Origin of the sequence: Streptomyces sp. NPDC057939, from assembly GCF_042887545.1 — a bacterium.
Taxonomy (GTDB): domain Bacteria; phylum Actinomycetota; class Actinomycetes; order Streptomycetales; family Streptomycetaceae; genus Streptomyces.
On the sequence record NZ_JBHVPG010000005.1, the window covers coordinates 74,616 to 92,810 of the forward strand.

Consider the following 18,195-nt stretch of genomic DNA (forward strand, 5'->3'; position numbering starts at 1 on the left):
AACCCCCGCCACGGGGGACGCCGGGGACCGGGGCGCCGCCGTCACGGAGCCGCCCGGGCCGGGGTCGGCGGCGGGCGCAGCCGCTCCACGAGCAGCGGCCACCGCACGGCCAGCACCAGCGTCCACACCAGGGCCACCGGTCCCCAGCCGTCCGCGAGCGCGCACAGCGCCGCCACCAGTACCAGCGCGGGCCCCACCTGGAGGAGCGCGCGGGCCGGCCGCCGACCCGAGCACAGCACGGCCAGTCCCGCGATCAGCAGGTACACCCCCAGGCTGCCGCACATCAACCACCGCACGGCGTCCGGCACCTCCCTGTCCGCGTCCGACATGACGTCGCCCGTGGCGGCGGCGAACGCGGCCACCGCCCCGGCCGCGAAGCAGTGCACCGGCAGCGCCAACCGCAGGGGGAGGGCGCCGTCCGCCAGCAGCGGGATCCCGGCCGCACCGACGCGCAGCGACAGCGACCACAACTGGAGCAGCAGTACGAAGGCGCCGACGCCGACCCCGCACACGGCCCAGTCCCACTTGAGCACCGAAGCCTCCGTCACCATCTGGGCGACGGCCTCGCCGAGCACGATCAGCACGAAGAGGCCCAGCCGCTCGCCGAGGTGCGGGGCGTTCGTCACCGCGGCGTGGGGCTTCGGCGGGCGCCCGGGCCCCTTGGCCCCGTCGGCCGCGTACTCCCGCTCCACCCGAGCCGTCAGCCGCTGCGGGGAGAACACGAACATCACGGCGAGATCGATCGCCAGCCCCAGCGCCCACAGCGCGTACCGCGGGGGGCCGTCGAACCACATCGAAACGATCCACGGCACCACTCCGAGTCCGACCCTGGTGAGCGGCAGGTCGGCCACGTACTCCCCGCGCCGACCCCACACGTTGCCCGCGAGGGACCGCACCAGGAGGTAGGCGAGGGCGAAGGCCCACGCCTTGTCCTCGCGCACCCCGTGCACCGACGCCGCCATCACCGCCATGCCGAACATCCCCGCGAGGACGGTGCGGGTGCCGACCTGCTCGCCGGTGACGTTCCCGTACACCGTGAACAGCATCCACCCCGTCCAGAAGGCCAGGAACATCACCGTGTACAGGGCGAGATCGGCCCGGCCCGGCTCCCCGTGCAGCAGGTGCGCCAGCTGGGCGACGCCGGCCACCGCCGTCAGGTCGAAGAACAGCTCCAGCCAGGAGGCGTGCCGTTCCCCCGGCTCGTTCGCCACCGGGGCCACCGATTCGGTCATATCGGGATGATAGGTAGGGTGGGCGCATGAGCGGAGAGAGCGACCTGAGGAAACTGTTGAGCGGCATGCGCCCGGAACTGAACGAGGGCCGGTACGTCTTCTGCACCCTCCCCGGGTCCACGCGCGCACCCGACGGACTCACCCCCGTCGCCACCGTCATGGAGGCCGAGGGCCTCACCCTGGTCCTGCGCCAGGAGGACGCCGACGCCGCCGGACTCGCCTACGACTGGACGGCCGGCCGGATCACCCTGCGGATCCACTCCGCCCTCGACGCCGTCGGCCTGACCGGAGCCTTCGCCGCCGAACTGGCGGCCCACGGGCTCAGCTGCAACGTGATCGCCGGTTACCACCACGACCATCTGTTCGTGGCCGCCGACCGGGCCGCCGAAGCGGTCTCCGTACTGGAGGAACTCGCCACCCGTTCGGCGGAATAGCGAAATCCGGAAAACATTCCGATCTTTCCCGAGCTCAGGCCCTCCCCGGCGCACGCGCGGGCGTACGCTGACCTTCCGAACAGGCCTGGGGGGTACCAGCCATGACGGACCGCCGGACCCGGACACGGCGCACCATCTTCGAACGCGAAGCGGAACTCGTCGCCGTCGACGAGGCCCTCGACCGGCTCACCGATCCCGGCCCGGACACCGGCGGCGCCCTGCTCGCCCTGTCCGGACCGGCCGGCCTCGGCAAGACGACACTGCTCGCCGAGGTGCGCCGCCGGGCGCTGGCCCGCGACTGCACCCTGCTCGCCGCCCGCGGTGGCGAGCAGGAACAGAGCCAGCCCTTCCACGTCGCCCGCCAGCTCATCCAGCCCCAACTGGCCGGCCGCTCCGAAGCCGCCCTGCGCGAGGCCCTCGGCAGCTGGTACGCCATCGTCGGCCCCGCACTCGGCCTGTGCGCCCCCGAGGGCGCCCCGCCCGACCCCCAGGGCCTGCGCGACGGCCTCGACTGGGTCCTCACCCACCTCACCGTCCAGCGGGCCCCCGTCGTCCTCGTGCTCGACGACGCCCACTGGGCCGACGCAGAATCCCTGGGCTGGCTCGCCGCCTTCGCCCCGCGCGCCGAGCACCTGCCGCTGCTCCTCGTCGTCGCCTACCGACCCGACGAACTGCCCGCGCACGCCGAGTCGTTCCGCACCCTGCCCGGCCGGGCCGGACAGCGCCCCCTGAGCCTCGCCCCGCTCAGCGCCGCCGCCGTCTCCACCCTGATCCGCGAGGCGGTCGGGGAGCACGCCGACGACGCCTTCTGCCAGGAGGCGTGGACCGTCACCACCGGCAACCCCTTCGAAGCCGTCGAACTCACCGCCAAGGTCCGCGACAAGGGCCTGCCCCCGGTCGAGGCCAGCGCCCCGCTGCTCCGCGACCTCGTCGCCGCGCAGCGCGGCAGCGGCCTCGTCGCCCGCCTGCAGAGCCTCGGGCCCTCCACCGTGCGCTTCGCCTGGGCCTGCTCCGTCCTCGGCACCGCCATCCCGCAGCAGATCGCCGCCCGCGTCGCCGGTCTCGGCACCGAGGAGGCCGCCGACGCCACCCTCCGACTGCGCGACGCCCGCATCCTGTCCGCGGCCCCCGACGACGGCGACGCCGGCCTGGAGTTCGTCCACCCCCTCATCGCCACCGCCATCTACCGGGGCATCCCCGACGCCCTGCGCGTCGCCCTCCACGGCAAGACCGCGTCCGCCGTCGTCGACGCCGGGCTCGGCTCCTCCGCCGCCGCCCGCCACCTCCTGGAGACCCAGCCGGAGAACGACCCCTGGGTGGTGCGCACCCTGCGCGAGGCCGCCGCCGCGAACCTCCGGGCCGGCGCCCCCGAGGCCGCCCGCCGCCAACTCGCCCGCGCCCTCCAGGAACCCCCGGACTTCGACGAACGCGCGGCGGTCCTCTACGAACTGGGCTGCGCCTCGCTGCTCACCGAACCCGCCAACACCGTCAACCACCTGCGGGCCGCCCTCGCCGAACCCTTCGACGACCCGGCCCTGCGCCAGGGCATCGTCATCCGCCTCGCCCAGGTCCTCTCCCACAGCGACCTGCTGTCCGAGGCCTCCGAACTGCTCGCCCGGGAGATCCCGCACACCCAGGACGCCCGCGCCCGACTGCGCCTGCAGTCCGAACAGTTCATGTGGGACGCCTTCAACGCCGCCGAACCCGACTCCCCGGCCCGCTCCCGCCGCCTCACCAAGCTCGCCGAACACCTCACCGGCCGCGACCTCACCGAGCGGTACGTCATCGGGCTCCGCGCCTGGGACGCCTGCCTGCGCGGCGAACCCGTCGAGGTGGTCCTGCACCACGCGGACCGGGTCCTGGAGGAACACTTCAGCTGGGCGCACGAGGACCGCGGCTTCGAGGTACCCGTACTGACCGCCATGGTCCACATGTACGCCGACCGGCCCGGCCGGGCCGAGGAACTCTTCGAGGCGGGCACCGCCGAGTTCGAACGACAGGGCTGGTACGGCGCCCACCTGTCCTTCGCGCACAGTCTGCGCGGCTACATCCGCTACCGTCGCGGCCGGCTCGTCGAGGCCGAGGAGCTGGCCCGCACCGGCCTCCGGCTCGCCGAACGCGTGGGCCGCCGCACGCCCGTGCACTGGTACGCCATCGCCATCCTCGTCACCACCCTCATCGCCCGCGGCCGGACCGAGGAAGCCCGGGAACTGGCCCACGAGCACGACTACGGGGAGCCCTTCCCTGCTGCCGTCGTCTTCCCCGACTCCCAGACCGTCCACGCCGAACTGCTGCTCGCCCGCGGCGACCGCAAGGCGGCCATCGCCGAACTCGAAGCCGTGGACCGACGGCTCACCCCGCGCGGCATCCAGAACCCGTCCTGGTGCCCCTGGCAGCTGCACCTTGCCCTGGCGGTCGCCCCCGAGGACCCGACCAGGGCCAGGGCGCTGGCCGCGGACGCCCTGCGCCGGGCCCGGGCCTTCGGGGCCCCCTCCGGCATCGGACAGGCCCTGCGGGTATCGGCCGAAGTCGCCGACCCGCAGGACCGGCTGCCACTGCTGCACGAGGCCGTCACCCTGCTCGCGGCCTCCCCGGCCGGCTACGAACTGGCCCTCGCCCTGACCGCGCTCGGCACCGAACTCCAGGACCGGGCCGTCCTCACCCGCGCGCTCCTCACCAGCCGTGAATGCGGCGCGGACGCGCTCACCACCACCCTCACGAACCGGCTCCTCACCCTCGGCGGGGAGCTGCCCTGCGGCTCCTCCTGGGAGGACGAGCCGACCCCGGAGGAACTGAGCGCCGCCGCGGCCGTGATCGAGGGACTTCCCTCGCAGATCGGCCCCGAACTGTCCGCCGTCTGCCGCAAACTCGGCACCGATCCGGCCGGACTCGCGGACGCGCTCGCGGCGTTCGCCCGTGGCGGGAGATGAACCGGCCCCCCTCCTGACGGCAGCGGCGGCCCCGGGGCCCGGAGGCCCCGGACCGTGCGGATGCGGATTCGGGTGCGGGACGGGACGGCCGTCCTCCTCCACGCCGTCCGCCCCATGGGCCGAGGAGTGGAGGAGACGCCCCGGCCCGGCGCCACCCCGCTCCGAGACGGGCCCGGCCTCGCCGCGCCGGACGCGGCCGCCCGGACCCCGGAGGTGACGGCCCCGGCCGCCCGGCGGACACCGGGGAGCGTCACCTCCGTCCCACCGGTTCACCCCGATCACACCGGTCCGCGACCCCGACCGGCCCCTCCGCCCGTGCCCCGGTCGGGTAAGGAGCGGATTCCCGCGAAGGCCCGTACCCGCAGGTCCGGGATGCCCGGGACGGCCGGGCCCCGGGGCCCCCGCGCCGGAAAACGCGCGCGGCCACGTACCATGGCGACATGTCCTTCCTCCGCCGCCACCGCGCCGCCACACCCGCCGGCCCGGACTTCGACGTCCTGGCCATGGACCCGGGGGACTGGCCGGGCAACCTCGGGGCCGGGCTGCTCCCCGCCCCCGACGGCAGCTGCCAGGGCGTCTTCCTGCGCTACGACCTGTTCGGCGGCCGCGGCCCCGCGATGATCATCGGCAACCTTCCCGAGGGGTCCCCCGCCCGGGACCTCGCCGAGGGCGAGGTCCCCTTCGAGGTGGCCCAGCTCCTCGACGCCCTTGAGAACGAGGAGGAGGTCGAGGTCACCGGCTCGGAGGACTGCCCCGTCATGCAGGGCGACAACCTCCTCATCGTCCGCAAGGTCAAGCTCTCCGAGAGCCGGATCTCCTGCGTGCAGTTCGACCGCAGCGACAACGTCCTCGTGACCATCGCCAGCTGGGACCGGCCGATCACCGACGACCTGTACGCGCTGCTCAAGCCGCTCCCCGCCGAGCTGTTCCAGCAGGGCTGAGCCCGCCCGGGCCGCGCTCCGCGAGCGCTACGGCCCGGTCCGCGTCACGCGTCCGCGATGTCGTTCGCCGCCACGTAGCCGAACGTCATCGCGGGCCCGATCGTCGATCCGGCCCCCGCGTAGCTGTGGCCCATGACCGCCGCGCTCGCGTTGCCCGCCGCCCACAGGCCCCGGATCACCGTGCCGTCCGGCCGCAGCGCCCGTGCCCGCGCGTCCGTCACGATGCCGCCCTTCGTCCCCAGGTCACCGGGCACGATCCTGAAGGCGTAGAACGGTGGCACCCAGACCGGCGCCAGGCACGAGTTCGGGTGCACGTTCGGGTCCGTGTAGTAGTGGTCGTACGCCGTGTCACCCCGGTGGTGGTCGGTGTCGTCACCGCTCCACGCCTGGGCGTTGAACCGGTTGAGCGTCGCCCGCAGCGCGCCCGCCGGCACCCCGATCCGCCCCGCGAGGGCGTCCCAGGTCCAGGCCTTGTGCGCGGCCCCCGTCGCGTACCAGGAGTCGGGGAACGGCAGCGTCGGCAGGATGTCCTTGAACAGGTACTTGTTGCGGTAGTGCTGGTCCACGATCAGCCAGGCGGGGATGTGCGAACCGGCGGAGCCCCGGTCCTTCTCGTACATGACGTGCACCACGTCGCTGTAGGGGGCCGCCTCGTTCACGAACCGGGCGCCGGCCCGGTTGACGATCAAGCCACCGGGCAGGGTCCGCTCCGCAAGACAGAAGTACGGTTCCCCGGGCAGCGGGATCGACGGTCCCCACCAGGCGTCCTCCATCAACGCCAGCTCGGCACCGGCCCGTTGGCCCGCGCGGATGCCGTCACCGGTGTTCTCCTTCGCCCCGACCGACCACTGGGTGCCGATGGGCTGCTGCTGGTACTGCGCCCGCATCTGCGCGTTGTGCTCGAAGCCGCCGGAGCCGATCACCACTCCCTTGCGGGCCCGCACGACGCCCCGTACGCCCGCCTTCTCCACCACCACGCCCGTGACCGCGCCGCCCTCCTGGACGAGGTCCACCAGCGGGCTGTTCAACCACACCGGGACGCCGGCCCGCTGCAGGCCGGCGCGCAGCCCGGTGGCCAGGGCCTGTCCCATGGTCAGCGGCTTCTCCCCGCGCAGGGCGGCAGCGGTTCCGCGTGCCAGGCACTCGGCGGACACCGCGAGCCCCCTCGCGCTGACCGCGGCGAGGTTCAACCACTTGTAGTCCTGGCTGAACACCACCATCCCGGCCGGCACCGGCATGTACGCCGGGTTCAGGTGCGCCAGCTCGGCCCCCAGGACGTTCCCGTCGATCTGGTCCGGTTCGATGGAGCGGCCGTTCGGCAGCCCGCCCGGCAGGTTCGGGTAGTAGTCGCTGTAGCCGTCCATGAAACGGAACCTCAGCGGGCTGTTCGCCATGACGAAGTCCAGCATCCGGGGCCCGTTGGCGAGGAACGCCTGCTGCCGGTCGGCCGGCACCTCGGGCCCCACCACCGCCGCGAGGTACGTCGCCGCCTTCTGCGGGGTGTCCGGCACCCCGGCACCCAGGATCACCGAGTTGTTCGGCAGCCAGATCCCGGCGCCGGAGCGGGCCGCCGAGCCGCCGAAGGTCGGGGCCTTCTCGACGACCAGGACGCTCAGGCCGCGTTTGGCCGCGGTCAGGGCGGCGGTCATCCCGGCGGCCCCCGACCCGACCACGACGACGTCGTACTCGCCGAGCGGGGCCCCGTCGGCCCGCGCGGCGGCCCCCGGCAGCACGGTGGCCGCGAGCACCCCGGCACCCGTGCCGGCGAGGACGGTCCGGCGGGAGGGCAGGGAGGGCAGGGAGGGCAGGGAGGGCAGGGCGGGCGGCGACGGCGGGGACGGCGGAGAGGGCGGGGACGGCGGGGCGGAACGGAAGCGGTCGGGGCTGTCGGTCATGGGCGGGCTCCAGCGGAGGGAGGAGGGCGGCGGCTCCAGCATTTCTGATGCCGAGTCAGAAAAGGTGTTCGGGGGATCATGTGATGTCAAGGCATGCGCCGCCGCCGGCGCCCGCGGCCCGTCGGGGAAGCCGACGGGCCGATCCGTGGGAACGCCGTTCCGATCAGCCGGAACCGGTGACGAAGGGGCCGCCGGCGCCGAAGGCGGCGCGGGCGAACCGCTCGCCGATCAGGCGGTGCGCGGCGGCGTCCGGATGGAGGTCGTCGGGCAGCGGCAGGTCCGCCTCGTCGGCCTCGCCGTAGAGGGCGAGCCCGTCGAGGTGGTGCAGGTTCGGGTCGTCGTCGGCCCGCTCCCGGACGATCCGGGCGAGTTCCTCGCGGATGACCCTGAGCGTCAGCTTTCCGGCGGCGACCTCGGCGGGATCGCCGGCGGCCGTGAACCGCAGGCGTCCCTCGCGCATGGCCCCGACGTCCACGGCGCTGGGCCCGGGGGTGCGCTCGTGGAGGGCGCAGTGGATCGGCGAGACGACGAGCAGCGGGGTCGAGGGGTGCCCCTCGCGGAGGGTGTCGAGGAAGCCGTGGACGGCCGGGTCGAAGGCGCGCCGCCGCATCAGGTCGGTGTTGACGACGTTGATGCCGATCTTGACGCTGATCAGGTCGGCCGGTGTGTCGCGCATCGCGCGGGCGGTGAAGGGGTCGAGCAGGGCGTTGCCGCCGAACCCCATGTTGACGAGTTCCACCTCGCCCGCGGCGGCGGCCACGGCCGGCCAGGTTCCGGTGGGGGTCGCGGCGTTGGAGCCCTGGCTGATCGAACTGCCGTGGTGCAGCCACACCTTGCGGCCGTGCGGGGGCGGAACGCGGACGGGGGCGTCGGTGCGCAGGGCGACGAGCAGGGTGCTCTCGTCGTACGGCAGCCAGATCTCCACGTCCTTGTCGTCGCCGCCCAACCCGGCGAACCGCAGGGTCGCCATCGGCCCGGGACGGGTCACCGCGGTACCGGCGGTCATGTCGATGGTGAGGACGTCGCCGTGGGGTGCGCGGGCGGCGCCCGCGAGTCGGCCGTTCACGAGGAGCTCGTACACGCCGTCGGGGAGGGGCGGGAGTCCCGGGTGGACCCGCTTGGTGGCGATCACGTCCAGTTCGACGGTGGTGGCCCGGGTGCGGAAGGCGAGCCGCACGCCGGCCGGCTGGGCCTCGGCGAGGGCGAGTCCGCCGACCGGGATCCGGCGCCGGGCCCGCGGGGGCAGCCGGTGGGGGAGCGCGCCGCGTCCGGTGTGCTCCAGGTCGAGGGCGCCGCGCAGCAGTTCGGCGGTGACGGGGGTGGTGGTCCACCCGGTACGCGTGCTCATGTCCCGCTCGCTTCGGTCAGGGGGGTGGTGGGCCAGGTGCGCAGCAGCACGTCGAGCGCGTCGAGGATCTCCGTCCAGCTCTCCCGGGACCCGGGCGCGCTGTGGTCGAAGCCGCCGGCGCTCTCCAGGGTCACGAAGCCGCTGAAGACGCTGCCCAGCAGCCGGACCGCGTGCGTCTCCTGCGGCTCGGGCAGGCCGTAGCCGCGCAGGACCGCCCGCGTCATCCGTGAGTGCCGGGGGCCGGCCCCGGTCGCGGCGGTTTCCGGGTCGAGCGGGAAGCGGGCGGCGACGAAGCGTCCGGGGTGGGCGAGGGCGTAGTCGCGGTAGGCGTTGGCGAAGGCGGTCAGTGCGTCCTTGCCGGACCGGCCGGCAACGGCGTCGGCGGCCCGGTCGGCGAGTTCCTCCAGGGCGAGCAGGGCGATCCGGCTCTTGAGGTCGTGGGCGCCGCGCACGTGCGAGTACAGGCTCGCGGTCTTGACGCCGAACCGGCGGGCGAGTTCCGCGGGGGTCGTCTGCTCGAAGCCGATCTCGTCGGCCAGCTCGGCTCCCGCCCTGACCAGTCGTTCCGTCGTCAGCCCCGCCCGTCCCGACCGTGCCGCCATGTCCGTCCTCCGCTTCCACGTCGCCGGCCGCACGGCCCGCACCTATGCACATTACTAGTTTGCCTAATGCGTTTAGGCAATTTAGCGTGGGTGTCATGAAGCCGCTGACCGAGCAAGAGATCCGAGCCGCGTTCGTGAACTGCACCAAGGGTGAGGCGAAGCGCCTGTCGGTCCCGCGTGACCTGGCCGAGCGCCCCTGGGACGACCTCGACTTCCTGGGGTGGCGCGACCCCCAGGCCCCCGACCGCGCCTACCTCGTCACCCTGCTCGACGACCGCCCCGTCGGAGTCCAGCTGCGCTCCTCCGGCGGAGGTGCGGGGCAGGCGCGACGCAGCATGTGCACGCTCTGTCTGACCACCCACACCGGCGGGGTCTCCCTGCTGGTCGCGCCGAAGGCGGGCAAGGCCGGACAGCAGGGCAATTCGGTGGGCGTCTACATGTGCGACGACCTCTCCTGCTCGCTCTACCTGAGGGGCAGGAAGGACGCGGGCGTGGGCGGTCGGCTCCAGGAGTCGCTCACCCAGGAGGAGAAGATCGCGCGGACCGGGACGAACCTCGCCGCGTTCCTCGCCAAGGTCACCGCCTGAGCCGCCAGGCGCACGGAACGGCCCCGCCGCACGGGGCGCGGACGCACGCAGACCGGTGCCCCCGCACGAGGTGCGGGGGCACGGGATCTTCGTACGTGCTTCCGTACGTGGTTTCCGGCGGGCCGTCGTCAGCGCGTGCCGACCGCCGCACGGACGGCTCTGCGCGCCATCCCGGCGTCGTCGTGGAGACGACGCAGCAGCAGCCGCTGCTCCTCGCCCGAGGACAGGGCCCCCGCCGGCAGCGGCCGGCTCGGGGCCGTCGCCAGCATCGAGCGCTGCACCGCCGTCTCCGACATCCGGATCTCCCGGGTCAGCACCAGCATCAGGTTCACCAGGAAGGCGTCCCGGGACGCAGGGCCGGCCGACTGGGCCAACCTGCTGATCTGGCCGCGCGCCGCGGGGGCGTCACCCAGCACCGTCCACAGCGTGGCCAGGTCGTAGCCCGGCAGGTACCAACCCGCGTGCTCCCAGTCGAGGAGCACCGGTCCGGCCGGGGACAGCAGCAGGTTCGACAGCAGCGCGTCACCGTGGTTGAACTGCCAGGGGGTGCTCGCCGGCCGCAGCCCGTGCAGCAGCTTCTGCAGGTCGCCGAAGTCCCGGTCGGTCAGCAGCCCCAGTTGGTGGTCCCGCGCGATGCGCCGCGCGTAGTCCACGGGCTGCCCGAACAGCTCGACCGGCGGACGCCACTGGTTCACCCGGCACACCGCGCCCAGCGCGGCCCGCACGTCGGCCCTCGGCGGGGCTTCCACCGGGTGCCGCTGGAGCGCCGCCACGCGACCCGCCATCCGCTCGACGACCAGTACGCAGTTCTCCGGGTCCGCCGCGATCAGCCGGGGCACCCGCACCGGCGGGCGGTGCCGGACGAACGCCCGGTACGTAGCTATTTCGTGCCGGTACCGCTCGCGCCACTCGGGCGAGTGATCCAGTAAAACCTTCGCCACGGCGGTCATCCGTCCGGTCGTCCCCACCAGCAGGACCGACCGGCCGCTGCGCCGCAGCACCTGGACGGGAGTGAACTCCGGACAGATCCGCTGCACCGAGGCGAGCGCGGTGCGCAGCTGCGCACCCTGCGGCCCCGACAGGTCGATCCGTCCGCTGAGCGGCTGTGACCCGGCCCCCGGCATCCGCCGGGCCCGCAGGGCGCCCTGCGCCGGGGCCGTAGGACGGGCGGGATCGAGGTAGGGGCCGCCGCCCGCCTGGAGCGTGCGGTGCGGCCGGACCGGGGCGGACACGGAGGACGTGGCTGCGTACATGGCGTTTACGGTTCCCTTCGTGCGCCGACGAGTTGCGTACGCCACCCCGCCGATCCCGGCTTCACCCTGGGGAGTTCCGCCGGTGACCGGGTCGGGGAGGCGCATTCCTACCTGACACCGGGCGGCCCGTGGCGAACCATCGGGCGTGCCCTGGCGAAGCCTGGCGAATAGTCGCTGGGCATCTGACGGGGGGCTACTGTCAACTCAGCCGAGAACCTGGGGGCTTGACGTGAGCAAGGGACCAAACACCCGTCTGAACGACCTGTTCGGCCTCGCCGGCTGGTCGAAGGGCGAACTCGCGAGGATGGTCAACCGGCAGGCGGCCGCCATGGGCCACCACCAGTTGGCGACCGACACCTCGCGGGTGCGGCGCTGGATCGACATGGGGGAGACCCCGCGCGAACCGGTACCCACGGTACTGGCAGCCCTGTTCACCGAGCGGCTCGGTCGTGTCGTGACCATCGAGGACCTCGGGTTCGTACGGCAGCGGCGCACCACGAAACGGCAGCCGGACGGGGCGAAGGAGAACCCCGACGGAGTGCCCTGGGCGCCCGAACGCACAGCCGCGGTCCTCACCGAATTCACGGGAATGGACCTCATGCTCAACCGTCGCGGCCTGATGGGCGCGGGAGCCGCGCTCACCGCCGGCTCAGCCCTCAGCAACGCCATGTACGACTGGCTGCACACCGACCCCGCAGCCGCCAAGGAGGCCCGGAGTTTCGGCGGTGAAGCCCACCACGCCGATCCGGCGGGCTACGACCGCTACGAGGCCGCCCCGATCGGCTCCCAGGAGATCGAGGCCCTGGAACGGTCGGTCGAGGTCTTCCGGGCCTGGGACGCCTCCAGGGGGGGCGGGCTCCAGCGCAAGGCCGTCGTGGGCCAGCTCAACGAGGTGGGCGGGATGCTCGCCTACCACCACCCGGACCACCTCCAACGCCGGCTGTGGGGGGTGGCGGCGAACCTGGCGGTGCTCGCGGGCTGGATGTCGCACGACGTCGGCCTGGAACCCACCGCCCAGAAGTACTTCGTGATCGCCGCCCACGCGGCGCGCGAGGGCGGTGACCGGCCGCGGGCCGGCGAGGCCCTGTCCCGGGCCGCCCGCCAGATGGTGCACCTGGGCAAGCCGCACGAGGCCCTGGACCTGATGAAGCTGGCGAAGTCGGGTTCCGGCGAGCAGACCCTGCCGCGCACCCGCGCCATGCTGCACACCATCGAGGCCTGGGCGCAGGCGGCCATGGGCAAGGGTCAGGCCATGCGGCGCACGCTGGGCGAGGCCGAGGACCTGTTCGTCTCCGACAAGGGGGACGTTCCGCCGCCCTCGTGGATGCAGCACTTCGACGAGGCGGACCTGCACGGCATGCAGGCCCTGGCCTACCGGACGTTGGCCGACCACGACGCCTCCGCCGCTCCGGTCGCCGCGCGCCACGCCAAGCAGGCGTTGCGGTTGCGCGGGGACGGCTACCAACGCTCGCAGACCTTCGACTACATCTCCCTGGCGTCGGCCTGCTTCATCGCCGACGATCCGGAGCAGGCCGACCGCTACGCCCGCCTCGCCCTGGTCTCGATGAACGAGACCTCCTCGCACCGGACCTGGGACCGGCTGCGCGAGATGTACCGGCTCACCGGCCAGTACGCCGGGTACGCACGGATCGAGGACCTGCGCGAGGAGATCGAGCTGGCGCTTCCCGACAGCCCGGCGCCGCGCGCCCCGCGCGGCACGGGAGTCTGAGGGGGGCGGCCGGTGTCGGGCTGTCGGGGACGAGAAGGGCCGCGCCCTCCGGCGCGGCCCCCGATGTCCACGTGCTGATGCCCACGTGTTCGTCCGTGGCGTCGCGGGTTCCCCTCGCGACCGCCGGTGCGTGTCAGTCGCCTATCCGGGCGACCAGGATGCAGGCGTCGTCCTCGCGCTCGCTCTCGCCGAACTCCTCCGTCACCATCCGCACGCAGTCCCGCGCGGACCGGGCCGCGGAGAACCGGGGCGCGAGCGCCAGCAGCCGTTCGGTCCCGTCCGCCCGGCTGAACTCGATGCTGCGCGGCGTCAGTCCGTCGGTGTGCAGGACGAGTACGTCTCCCGCCTCCAGCCGTTCCTCCGCCTGCCCGTAGACCGCTCCGGAGGTCGCACCCAGCAGGACGCCCTCCGGCGGGAGCAGCGGGCGGCCCTGGCCCCGGCGGAACAGCAGGGGTGCGGGGTGGCCGGCCTGCGCCCAGGAGAGGACCCGGCGGACCGGGTCGTAGCGGCAGCAGACGGCCGAGCCGAGGGCGGGCTGGACGGAGGTCTCCAGGAGTTGGTTGAGCCAGCCCATGAGGGGTCCCGGCTCGATCCCGGCCATGGCCATGCCGCGCAGGGCGCCGAGCATCATCGCCATTCCGGAGGTCGCGCTGACCCCGTGTCCGGTGAGGTCACCGACCGTCAGGAGGGAGCGTCCGTCGGGCAGTTCGAGTGCGTCGTACCAGTCGCCGCCGATCAGCGCGCTGGTCGCGGAGGGGAGGTAGTGGGCGGCCACGTCCAGCGCGCCGGCGTTGTCGTGCGGGAACCGCAGGGAGCCGCGCCACGGGGGGAGCACGGCTTCCTGCAGCTCGACCGCCAGCCGGTGCTCGGTCTGCGCGATCTCCCGGCGGCGCTGGAGCGAGTCGTGCGACTCGCGTACCGCCCGCTGGCTCCGGCGCAGTTCACTCACGTCGCGCAGCACGGCCCACATGGAGGCCGTGCAGCCGTCGGAGTCGAGGACCGGCTCGCCCCTCATGTGCAGCGTCCGTACCCGGCCGTCGGCCCGGACGATGCGGAACTCGCCGTCTATCGGTTTGCCGTCCACGAGGCAGTCGGTGACCATCGCGGTCAGCGTCGGCTGGTCCTCGGAGAAGAGGGTGGAGCCCAGTTCGTCGAGGGGGAGCGCGCCCGCCTCGGGGGACCGGCCGAAGATCTGGAAGAGCTCCTCGGACCAGGTCACCTCATCGGTCAGCAGGTTCCATTCGGCGCTGCCGACGCGCGTCGGGCGGTCCTCCGCGGTGGCCTCGGGGGCCGCCACCGGCGCCTCGACGTGCTCGGGCGCGGGCGGCAGACCCTCCTTGAGCTGGCCGAGGTGCTGGCGGAGGTCGTCGAGGTGGTGCACCGCGAGGTCGCACAGCGCGCGCTGCCAGCGGCCCTGGGCGTCGTCATCGTCCACGACGGTGTCGCGGCGCACCGCGTCCACTTCGCCCCGCAGCCGGCGGGTCTGCGAGATCAGTGCGTCCACCGACCCCGGCTCGGGCGGCTGCGCGGGAAGGTCCGCGTACAGGTGGGACGGCATGAGAACTCCGATACAGGCGCGGCGCGGCCAGGTCTGAAAGAAGGACCGGTTACGACTGTTGCACAGCGCGAGTTGGGCTGTAAGGCGTTTGGCAACATCCGATACGGTCTTGCGTCGGGCATATGCCAGCGGCGATCCGTGACCTCGCGCCGTGTGCGAACGAAACCGGTCCGGGCCCTCCGGGTCCGGCCGGAAACCGGCTCTCGGGAGGCGTTCGTTCGATCGTTCGGTCGAGTTGTGCGAGCGGTGTCCGCACGGCCCCGTGCCGCTCGACGCGTCGCGCGCACCTCCGGGATTACCCCCCGAACGAAGGACCCCCTGCGCGCTGGTGACGCGGTCCGCCGGCATCCGGTTCCGTCCACCGCTTCCCACTCCGTGGCGCGGTGGCTACGCTACGCGTCGGTAACGAGCCGGGAGCGGTCCGCCGACGCGGATCCGGGCAGGGTGGGGGACACCAGTACATGACACCGCAGAGCCGCGCGGACGGACAGGGCCGCGCTCCGGGCGGCGGCGCCGGGCGGAGCCGCCGCTCCTTCCTCACCCACCTCGTCGCCGCGCCCACCCTGGCCCTGGTCACCCGCGCGGGCGCCGACCTCCTGGTGCCGCAGCCCGCGCACGCGGTGGTCCCGAGCCTGCCGGCCATCGCCGACCTGGTGGACCTCGGTGACCTGTTCATCCGGGCCGGGGCGCCCACGTCCACCCTGCTCGTCCTCGCCGTTGAGACGGACGGCACCGTCCGCTTCCGCCTGCCGCGCGAGGAGGTCGGCCAAGGGCTCACCACGGCCGTGGCCATGCTCGTCGCCGAGGAGCTCGACACCCCGCTCGCGACCGTCCGCGTCGAACTCGACGACGCCCGTCCCGAGCTGCTCTTCAACCAGTTGACCGGCTCCTCCAACTCCATCCGTTCCCTCTACGGACCGGTGCGGCAGGCCGCGGCCACCGCCCGGGCCCGCCTCGTCGCGGCGGCCGCGGCGGGCTGGAACCTGCCCGTCTCCCGGCTGACCACGGCGAACGGATCCGTCCGTGCCCCCGACGGCCGCACCGCGAGCTACGGCAGCCTCACCGTCGCCGCCGCCTCGCCGGACCTGATCGTCCTCGGCGCCACCCCGAAACCCGCCGCGCGGCACACCCTCGTCGGTACGCCGACCAACCGCGTCGACGCACGCGCCATGGTCACCGGGGCCCAGCGCTACACCCTCGACCTCGACGTGCCCGGCGCCAAGCCCTGCGTGGTGCGCCGCCCGCCCACCCTGGGCGGAGCCGTGCGCGCCGTCGGCAACCGCGCGGCCGTCCGGGCCATGCCGGGGGTGCTGGACGTGGTGACCGTCCCCACCGGGGTCGCCGTCGTCGCCGAGACCTTCGGTCAGGCCCTCGACGCGAAGGCGGCCCTCCAGGTCACCTGGGGGCCGGGCCCCGCCGACCACCTGTCGGACCCGCAGATCCGTACGAAGCTGCGCGCCGCCGTCCCACCACTGCTCGTGCCCCCGCTGCTCACCCCGTACGTGGACGCCGAGTTCGACTTCGCCTTCGTCAGCCACGCCCCGATGGAGACCAACTCCGCGATCGCCGACGTCCGGGACGACCGGGCCGAGATCTGGTCGGGACTCAAGTCGCCCATCGTCGCGCGCCAGACCATCGCCGCCGAACTCGGGCTGCCGCTCGACAAGGTGAAGGTGCACGTGGTCCAGGCCGGCGGGTCGTTCGGCCGCCGACTGTTCTTCGACGCGGCGCTGGAGGCCGCCCGGATCTCCAAGGCCTGCCGCCGGCCGGTGAAACTGATGTGGACCCGGGTGGACGACACCCGGCACGGCCGGATGCGGCCCGCCACCCACCACCGGATCAGGGCCACCCACCTGCTGGGCGAGGTGCTGAGCTTCGAGCACCGGGTGGCCGCCGCCGAGACCGACTTCCGGCACGGACTCGGCGAGATCATCACCGCGACGGTGGCGAGCCTGCCGCTGGGCCTCGGCAACGCCACCCTCGCCCAGACCCTGTTCCACACCACGGTCAAGAGCCCCTACCACTTCGGGCTCACCACCCAGGCCCTCACCGAGGTTCCGACCGGCATCCCCACCGCCTCGTGGCGTTCCGTCTACTCCGCCAACACGCGGGGGGCCGAGGAGATCGTCGTCGACGAACTCGCGGCGGCCACCGGCAAGGACCCGTACCGCTTCCGCCGCACCTTCCTGAAGACCGACGCGCAGCGCGCCGTCCTGGACAAGGTGGCCGCCGAGGGGGAGTGGGGTCGCGCCATGCCGCCCGGCTGCGCGCAGGGCATCGCCTTCCACGAGGAGTACAAGTCCCGTACGGCCTGCCTGGTGGAGATCGACGCCCGGGATCCGCAGCGGGTCCGCGTCACCAAGGCGGTCATCGCCGTCGACGTCGGCCTGCCCGTCAACCCACGCGGGCTGGAGGCCCAGATGATCGGGGGCCTCACCGACGCCATCTCCACCACGCTGCGGGCCGGCCTGCACCTGGACAAGGGACTCCCGCTGGAGGGGAGTTACAGCCAGTTCCACTGGGCCCAGCAGCGCGACACCCCACGGGACGTCCGGGTCCTCGTGCTCCCGGCGTCCGGCGCGGAGCCCGGCGGGGCCGGCGAGCTCGGGGTGCCGGCCGCCGTCGGCGCCATCGCCAACGCCTGGGCCCGCGCGACCGGTTCCAAGCCGCGCAGCTTCCCCCTCGACTTCGACGTCGACTTCACCCCCTACCCGCGCTAACCGCTGGAGTACGCCGTGCCCTCGCACACCTTCACCGTCAACGGGCGGAGCGTCACCGTCGACGCGCCCGACAACCTGCCCCTGCTGTGGGTGCTCCGCGACATGCTCGGCGTCCAGGGGCCGAAGTACGGCTGCGGGGTGGACGTCTGCAAGGCCTGCACGAGCCACCTCGACGGAGTGGACGTGCGTCCCTGCGTGGTGCCCGTCTCCGCCTGCGCGGGCAGGACGGTGACCACCATCGAGGGGCTGGCGGACGGGGACGAACTGCATCCCGTCCAGGAGGCCTGGCTCGAACAGGACGTCGCCCAGTGCGGCTTCTGCCAGCCCGGCCAGATCATGGCCGCCGTCGCACTGCTGCGGCGCACGCCCGAGCCGACGGACGAGGACATCGACGCCATCGCCAACATCTGCCGCTGCGGCACGTACTTCCGCATCCGCGAGGCCATCCGCAGCGCCGCCGCGAAGATGTGAGGAACGGCCGCGGGGCCGGCCCGTCGGGGCCGGCCCCCTCACGGCGTCCCCGCCGGGCCGCCGTCAGGTCAGCAGCTTCTGCTTGGCCTGCTGGAACTCCGCCTCGCTCAGGTCACCCTTGGCCTTGAGCTCGGACAGCCTCGCCAGCTCGTCCGTGGTGTTCTTGCCGGTGGTGCCGGCCGCGTCCCGGATGTAGGCGTTGAAGGCCTCCTGCTGTTCCTGCGCGTGCTTGATCTCGCGCCTGCCCATGTTCCGTCCGCGGGCGATCACGTAGACCAGTACGCCGAGGAACGGGATGATGATCAGGAACAGCAGCCAGGCCGCCTTCACCCAGCCGCTCATCTCGTGGTCGCGGAAGAGGTCCACGACGATGCGGAAGAGCAGGACGATCCACATCACCCAGAGGAAGATCCACATCACGGTCCAGAACGCGCCCAGTACCGGGTAGTCGTAGGCGAGATAGACGGATCCGTCCACGGCCGTCCTCCTTCCGTT

The 18,195-nt window shown here is 73.3% G+C and carries 14 protein-coding genes; 7 read left to right on the forward strand and 7 right to left on the reverse strand.

All coding sequences use genetic code 11. The features are described 5' to 3' along the window. Nucleotides 1-41 precede the first annotated feature (41 nt). Nucleotides 42-1,232 (reverse strand): low temperature requirement protein A, encoded by a 1,191-nt coding sequence (locus ACFVS6_RS08070; protein ID WP_389701723.1) that lies wholly within the window; start codon nucleotides 1,230-1,232, stop codon nucleotides 42-44. A gap of 26 nt (nucleotides 1,233-1,258) precedes the next feature. Between ACFVS6_RS08070 and ACFVS6_RS08075 the strand changes: the two genes are divergently transcribed. The 3 genes from ACFVS6_RS08075 (at nucleotide 1,259) to ACFVS6_RS08085 (ending at nucleotide 5,537) form a co-directional block, all read left to right on the forward strand. Further along, nucleotides 1,259-1,666 carry an ACT domain-containing protein gene (locus ACFVS6_RS08075; RefSeq protein ID WP_389701724.1) on the forward strand — a complete coding sequence of 136 codons (408 nt, stop codon included), beginning with the start codon at nucleotides 1,259-1,261 and terminating at the stop codon, nucleotides 1,664-1,666. A 101-nt stretch (nucleotides 1,667-1,767) separates the two neighbouring features. Beyond that, a complete protein-coding gene (locus ACFVS6_RS08080) occupies nucleotides 1,768-4,596 on the forward strand; it encodes an ATP-binding protein (RefSeq protein ID WP_389701726.1) in 2,829 nt (942 codons plus the stop codon). Between the two features lie 440 nt (nucleotides 4,597-5,036). After that, nucleotides 5,037-5,537 carry a hypothetical protein gene (locus ACFVS6_RS08085; protein WP_281209983.1) on the forward strand — a complete coding sequence of 167 codons (501 nt, stop codon included), beginning with the start codon at nucleotides 5,037-5,039 and terminating at the stop codon, nucleotides 5,535-5,537. A 44-nt stretch (nucleotides 5,538-5,581) separates the two neighbouring features. On the opposite strand, the gene kstD is transcribed toward ACFVS6_RS08085, so the two are convergent. The 3 genes from kstD to ACFVS6_RS08100 all read right to left on the reverse strand — a co-directional run bounded on the left by kstD (nucleotide 5,582) and on the right by ACFVS6_RS08100 (nucleotide 9,382). Beyond that, the gene (kstD, locus tag ACFVS6_RS08090; protein ID WP_389701727.1) at nucleotides 5,582-7,432 is read right to left on the reverse strand and encodes a 3-oxosteroid 1-dehydrogenase; all 1,851 of its coding nucleotides are present in this window, start codon (nucleotides 7,430-7,432) and stop codon (nucleotides 5,582-5,584) included. A gap of 163 nt (nucleotides 7,433-7,595) precedes the next feature. Continuing rightward, the gene (locus tag ACFVS6_RS08095) at nucleotides 7,596-8,780 is read right to left on the reverse strand and encodes a GDSL-type esterase/lipase family protein (RefSeq protein WP_389701728.1); all 1,185 of its coding nucleotides are present in this window, start codon (nucleotides 8,778-8,780) and stop codon (nucleotides 7,596-7,598) included. Further along, the gene (locus ACFVS6_RS08100) at nucleotides 8,777-9,382 is read right to left on the reverse strand and encodes a TetR/AcrR family transcriptional regulator (RefSeq protein WP_389701730.1); all 606 of its coding nucleotides are present in this window, start codon (nucleotides 9,380-9,382) and stop codon (nucleotides 8,777-8,779) included. Before ACFVS6_RS08100 ends, ACFVS6_RS08095 begins: the two co-directional genes overlap by 4 nt. 95 nt (nucleotides 9,383-9,477) lie before the next feature. Between ACFVS6_RS08100 and ACFVS6_RS08105 the strand changes: the two genes are divergently transcribed. Continuing rightward, nucleotides 9,478-9,969, forward strand: a complete 492-nt coding sequence (locus tag ACFVS6_RS08105) for an FBP domain-containing protein (RefSeq protein WP_389701732.1) — start codon at nucleotides 9,478-9,480, stop codon at nucleotides 9,967-9,969. Nucleotides 9,970-10,097: 128 nt separating this feature from the next. On the opposite strand, the gene ACFVS6_RS08110 is transcribed toward ACFVS6_RS08105, so the two are convergent. Continuing rightward, entirely contained in the window at nucleotides 10,098-11,222 is a 1,125-nt protein-coding gene (locus tag ACFVS6_RS08110; RefSeq protein ID WP_389701734.1) for an aminoglycoside phosphotransferase family protein, read from the reverse strand. Between the two features lie 229 nt (nucleotides 11,223-11,451). Here ACFVS6_RS08110 and ACFVS6_RS08115 point away from each other — a divergent pair, with 229 nt between their 5' ends. After that, nucleotides 11,452-12,951, forward strand: coding sequence for a hypothetical protein (locus tag ACFVS6_RS08115; protein WP_389701735.1), 1,500 nt, complete (start codon nucleotides 11,452-11,454; stop codon nucleotides 12,949-12,951). A 133-nt stretch (nucleotides 12,952-13,084) separates the two neighbouring features. Here ACFVS6_RS08115 and ACFVS6_RS08120 read toward each other — a convergent pair whose 3' ends face one another. Continuing rightward, nucleotides 13,085-14,509: a PP2C family protein-serine/threonine phosphatase gene (locus ACFVS6_RS08120; protein WP_389701737.1), complete on the reverse strand. Its 1,425-nt coding sequence runs from the start codon at nucleotides 14,507-14,509 to the stop codon at nucleotides 13,085-13,087. A 461-nt stretch (nucleotides 14,510-14,970) separates the two neighbouring features. Here ACFVS6_RS08120 and ACFVS6_RS08125 point away from each other — a divergent pair, with 461 nt between their 5' ends. Both ACFVS6_RS08125 and ACFVS6_RS08130 read left to right on the forward strand, forming a co-directional pair. Further along, nucleotides 14,971-17,229, forward strand: a complete 2,259-nt coding sequence (locus ACFVS6_RS08125) for a molybdopterin cofactor-binding domain-containing protein (protein WP_389701739.1) — start codon at nucleotides 14,971-14,973, stop codon at nucleotides 17,227-17,229. Nucleotides 17,230-17,244: 15 nt separating this feature from the next. Then, the gene (locus tag ACFVS6_RS08130) at nucleotides 17,245-17,700 is read left to right on the forward strand and encodes a (2Fe-2S)-binding protein (RefSeq protein WP_389701741.1); all 456 of its coding nucleotides are present in this window, start codon (nucleotides 17,245-17,247) and stop codon (nucleotides 17,698-17,700) included. Between the two features lie 63 nt (nucleotides 17,701-17,763). Here ACFVS6_RS08130 and ACFVS6_RS08135 read toward each other — a convergent pair whose 3' ends face one another. Continuing rightward, complete coding sequence (locus tag ACFVS6_RS08135) at nucleotides 17,764-18,177, reverse strand: SHOCT domain-containing protein (protein WP_389701742.1); 414 nt, start codon at nucleotides 18,175-18,177, stop codon at nucleotides 17,764-17,766. Between the last annotated feature and the right edge of the window lie 18 nt (nucleotides 18,178-18,195).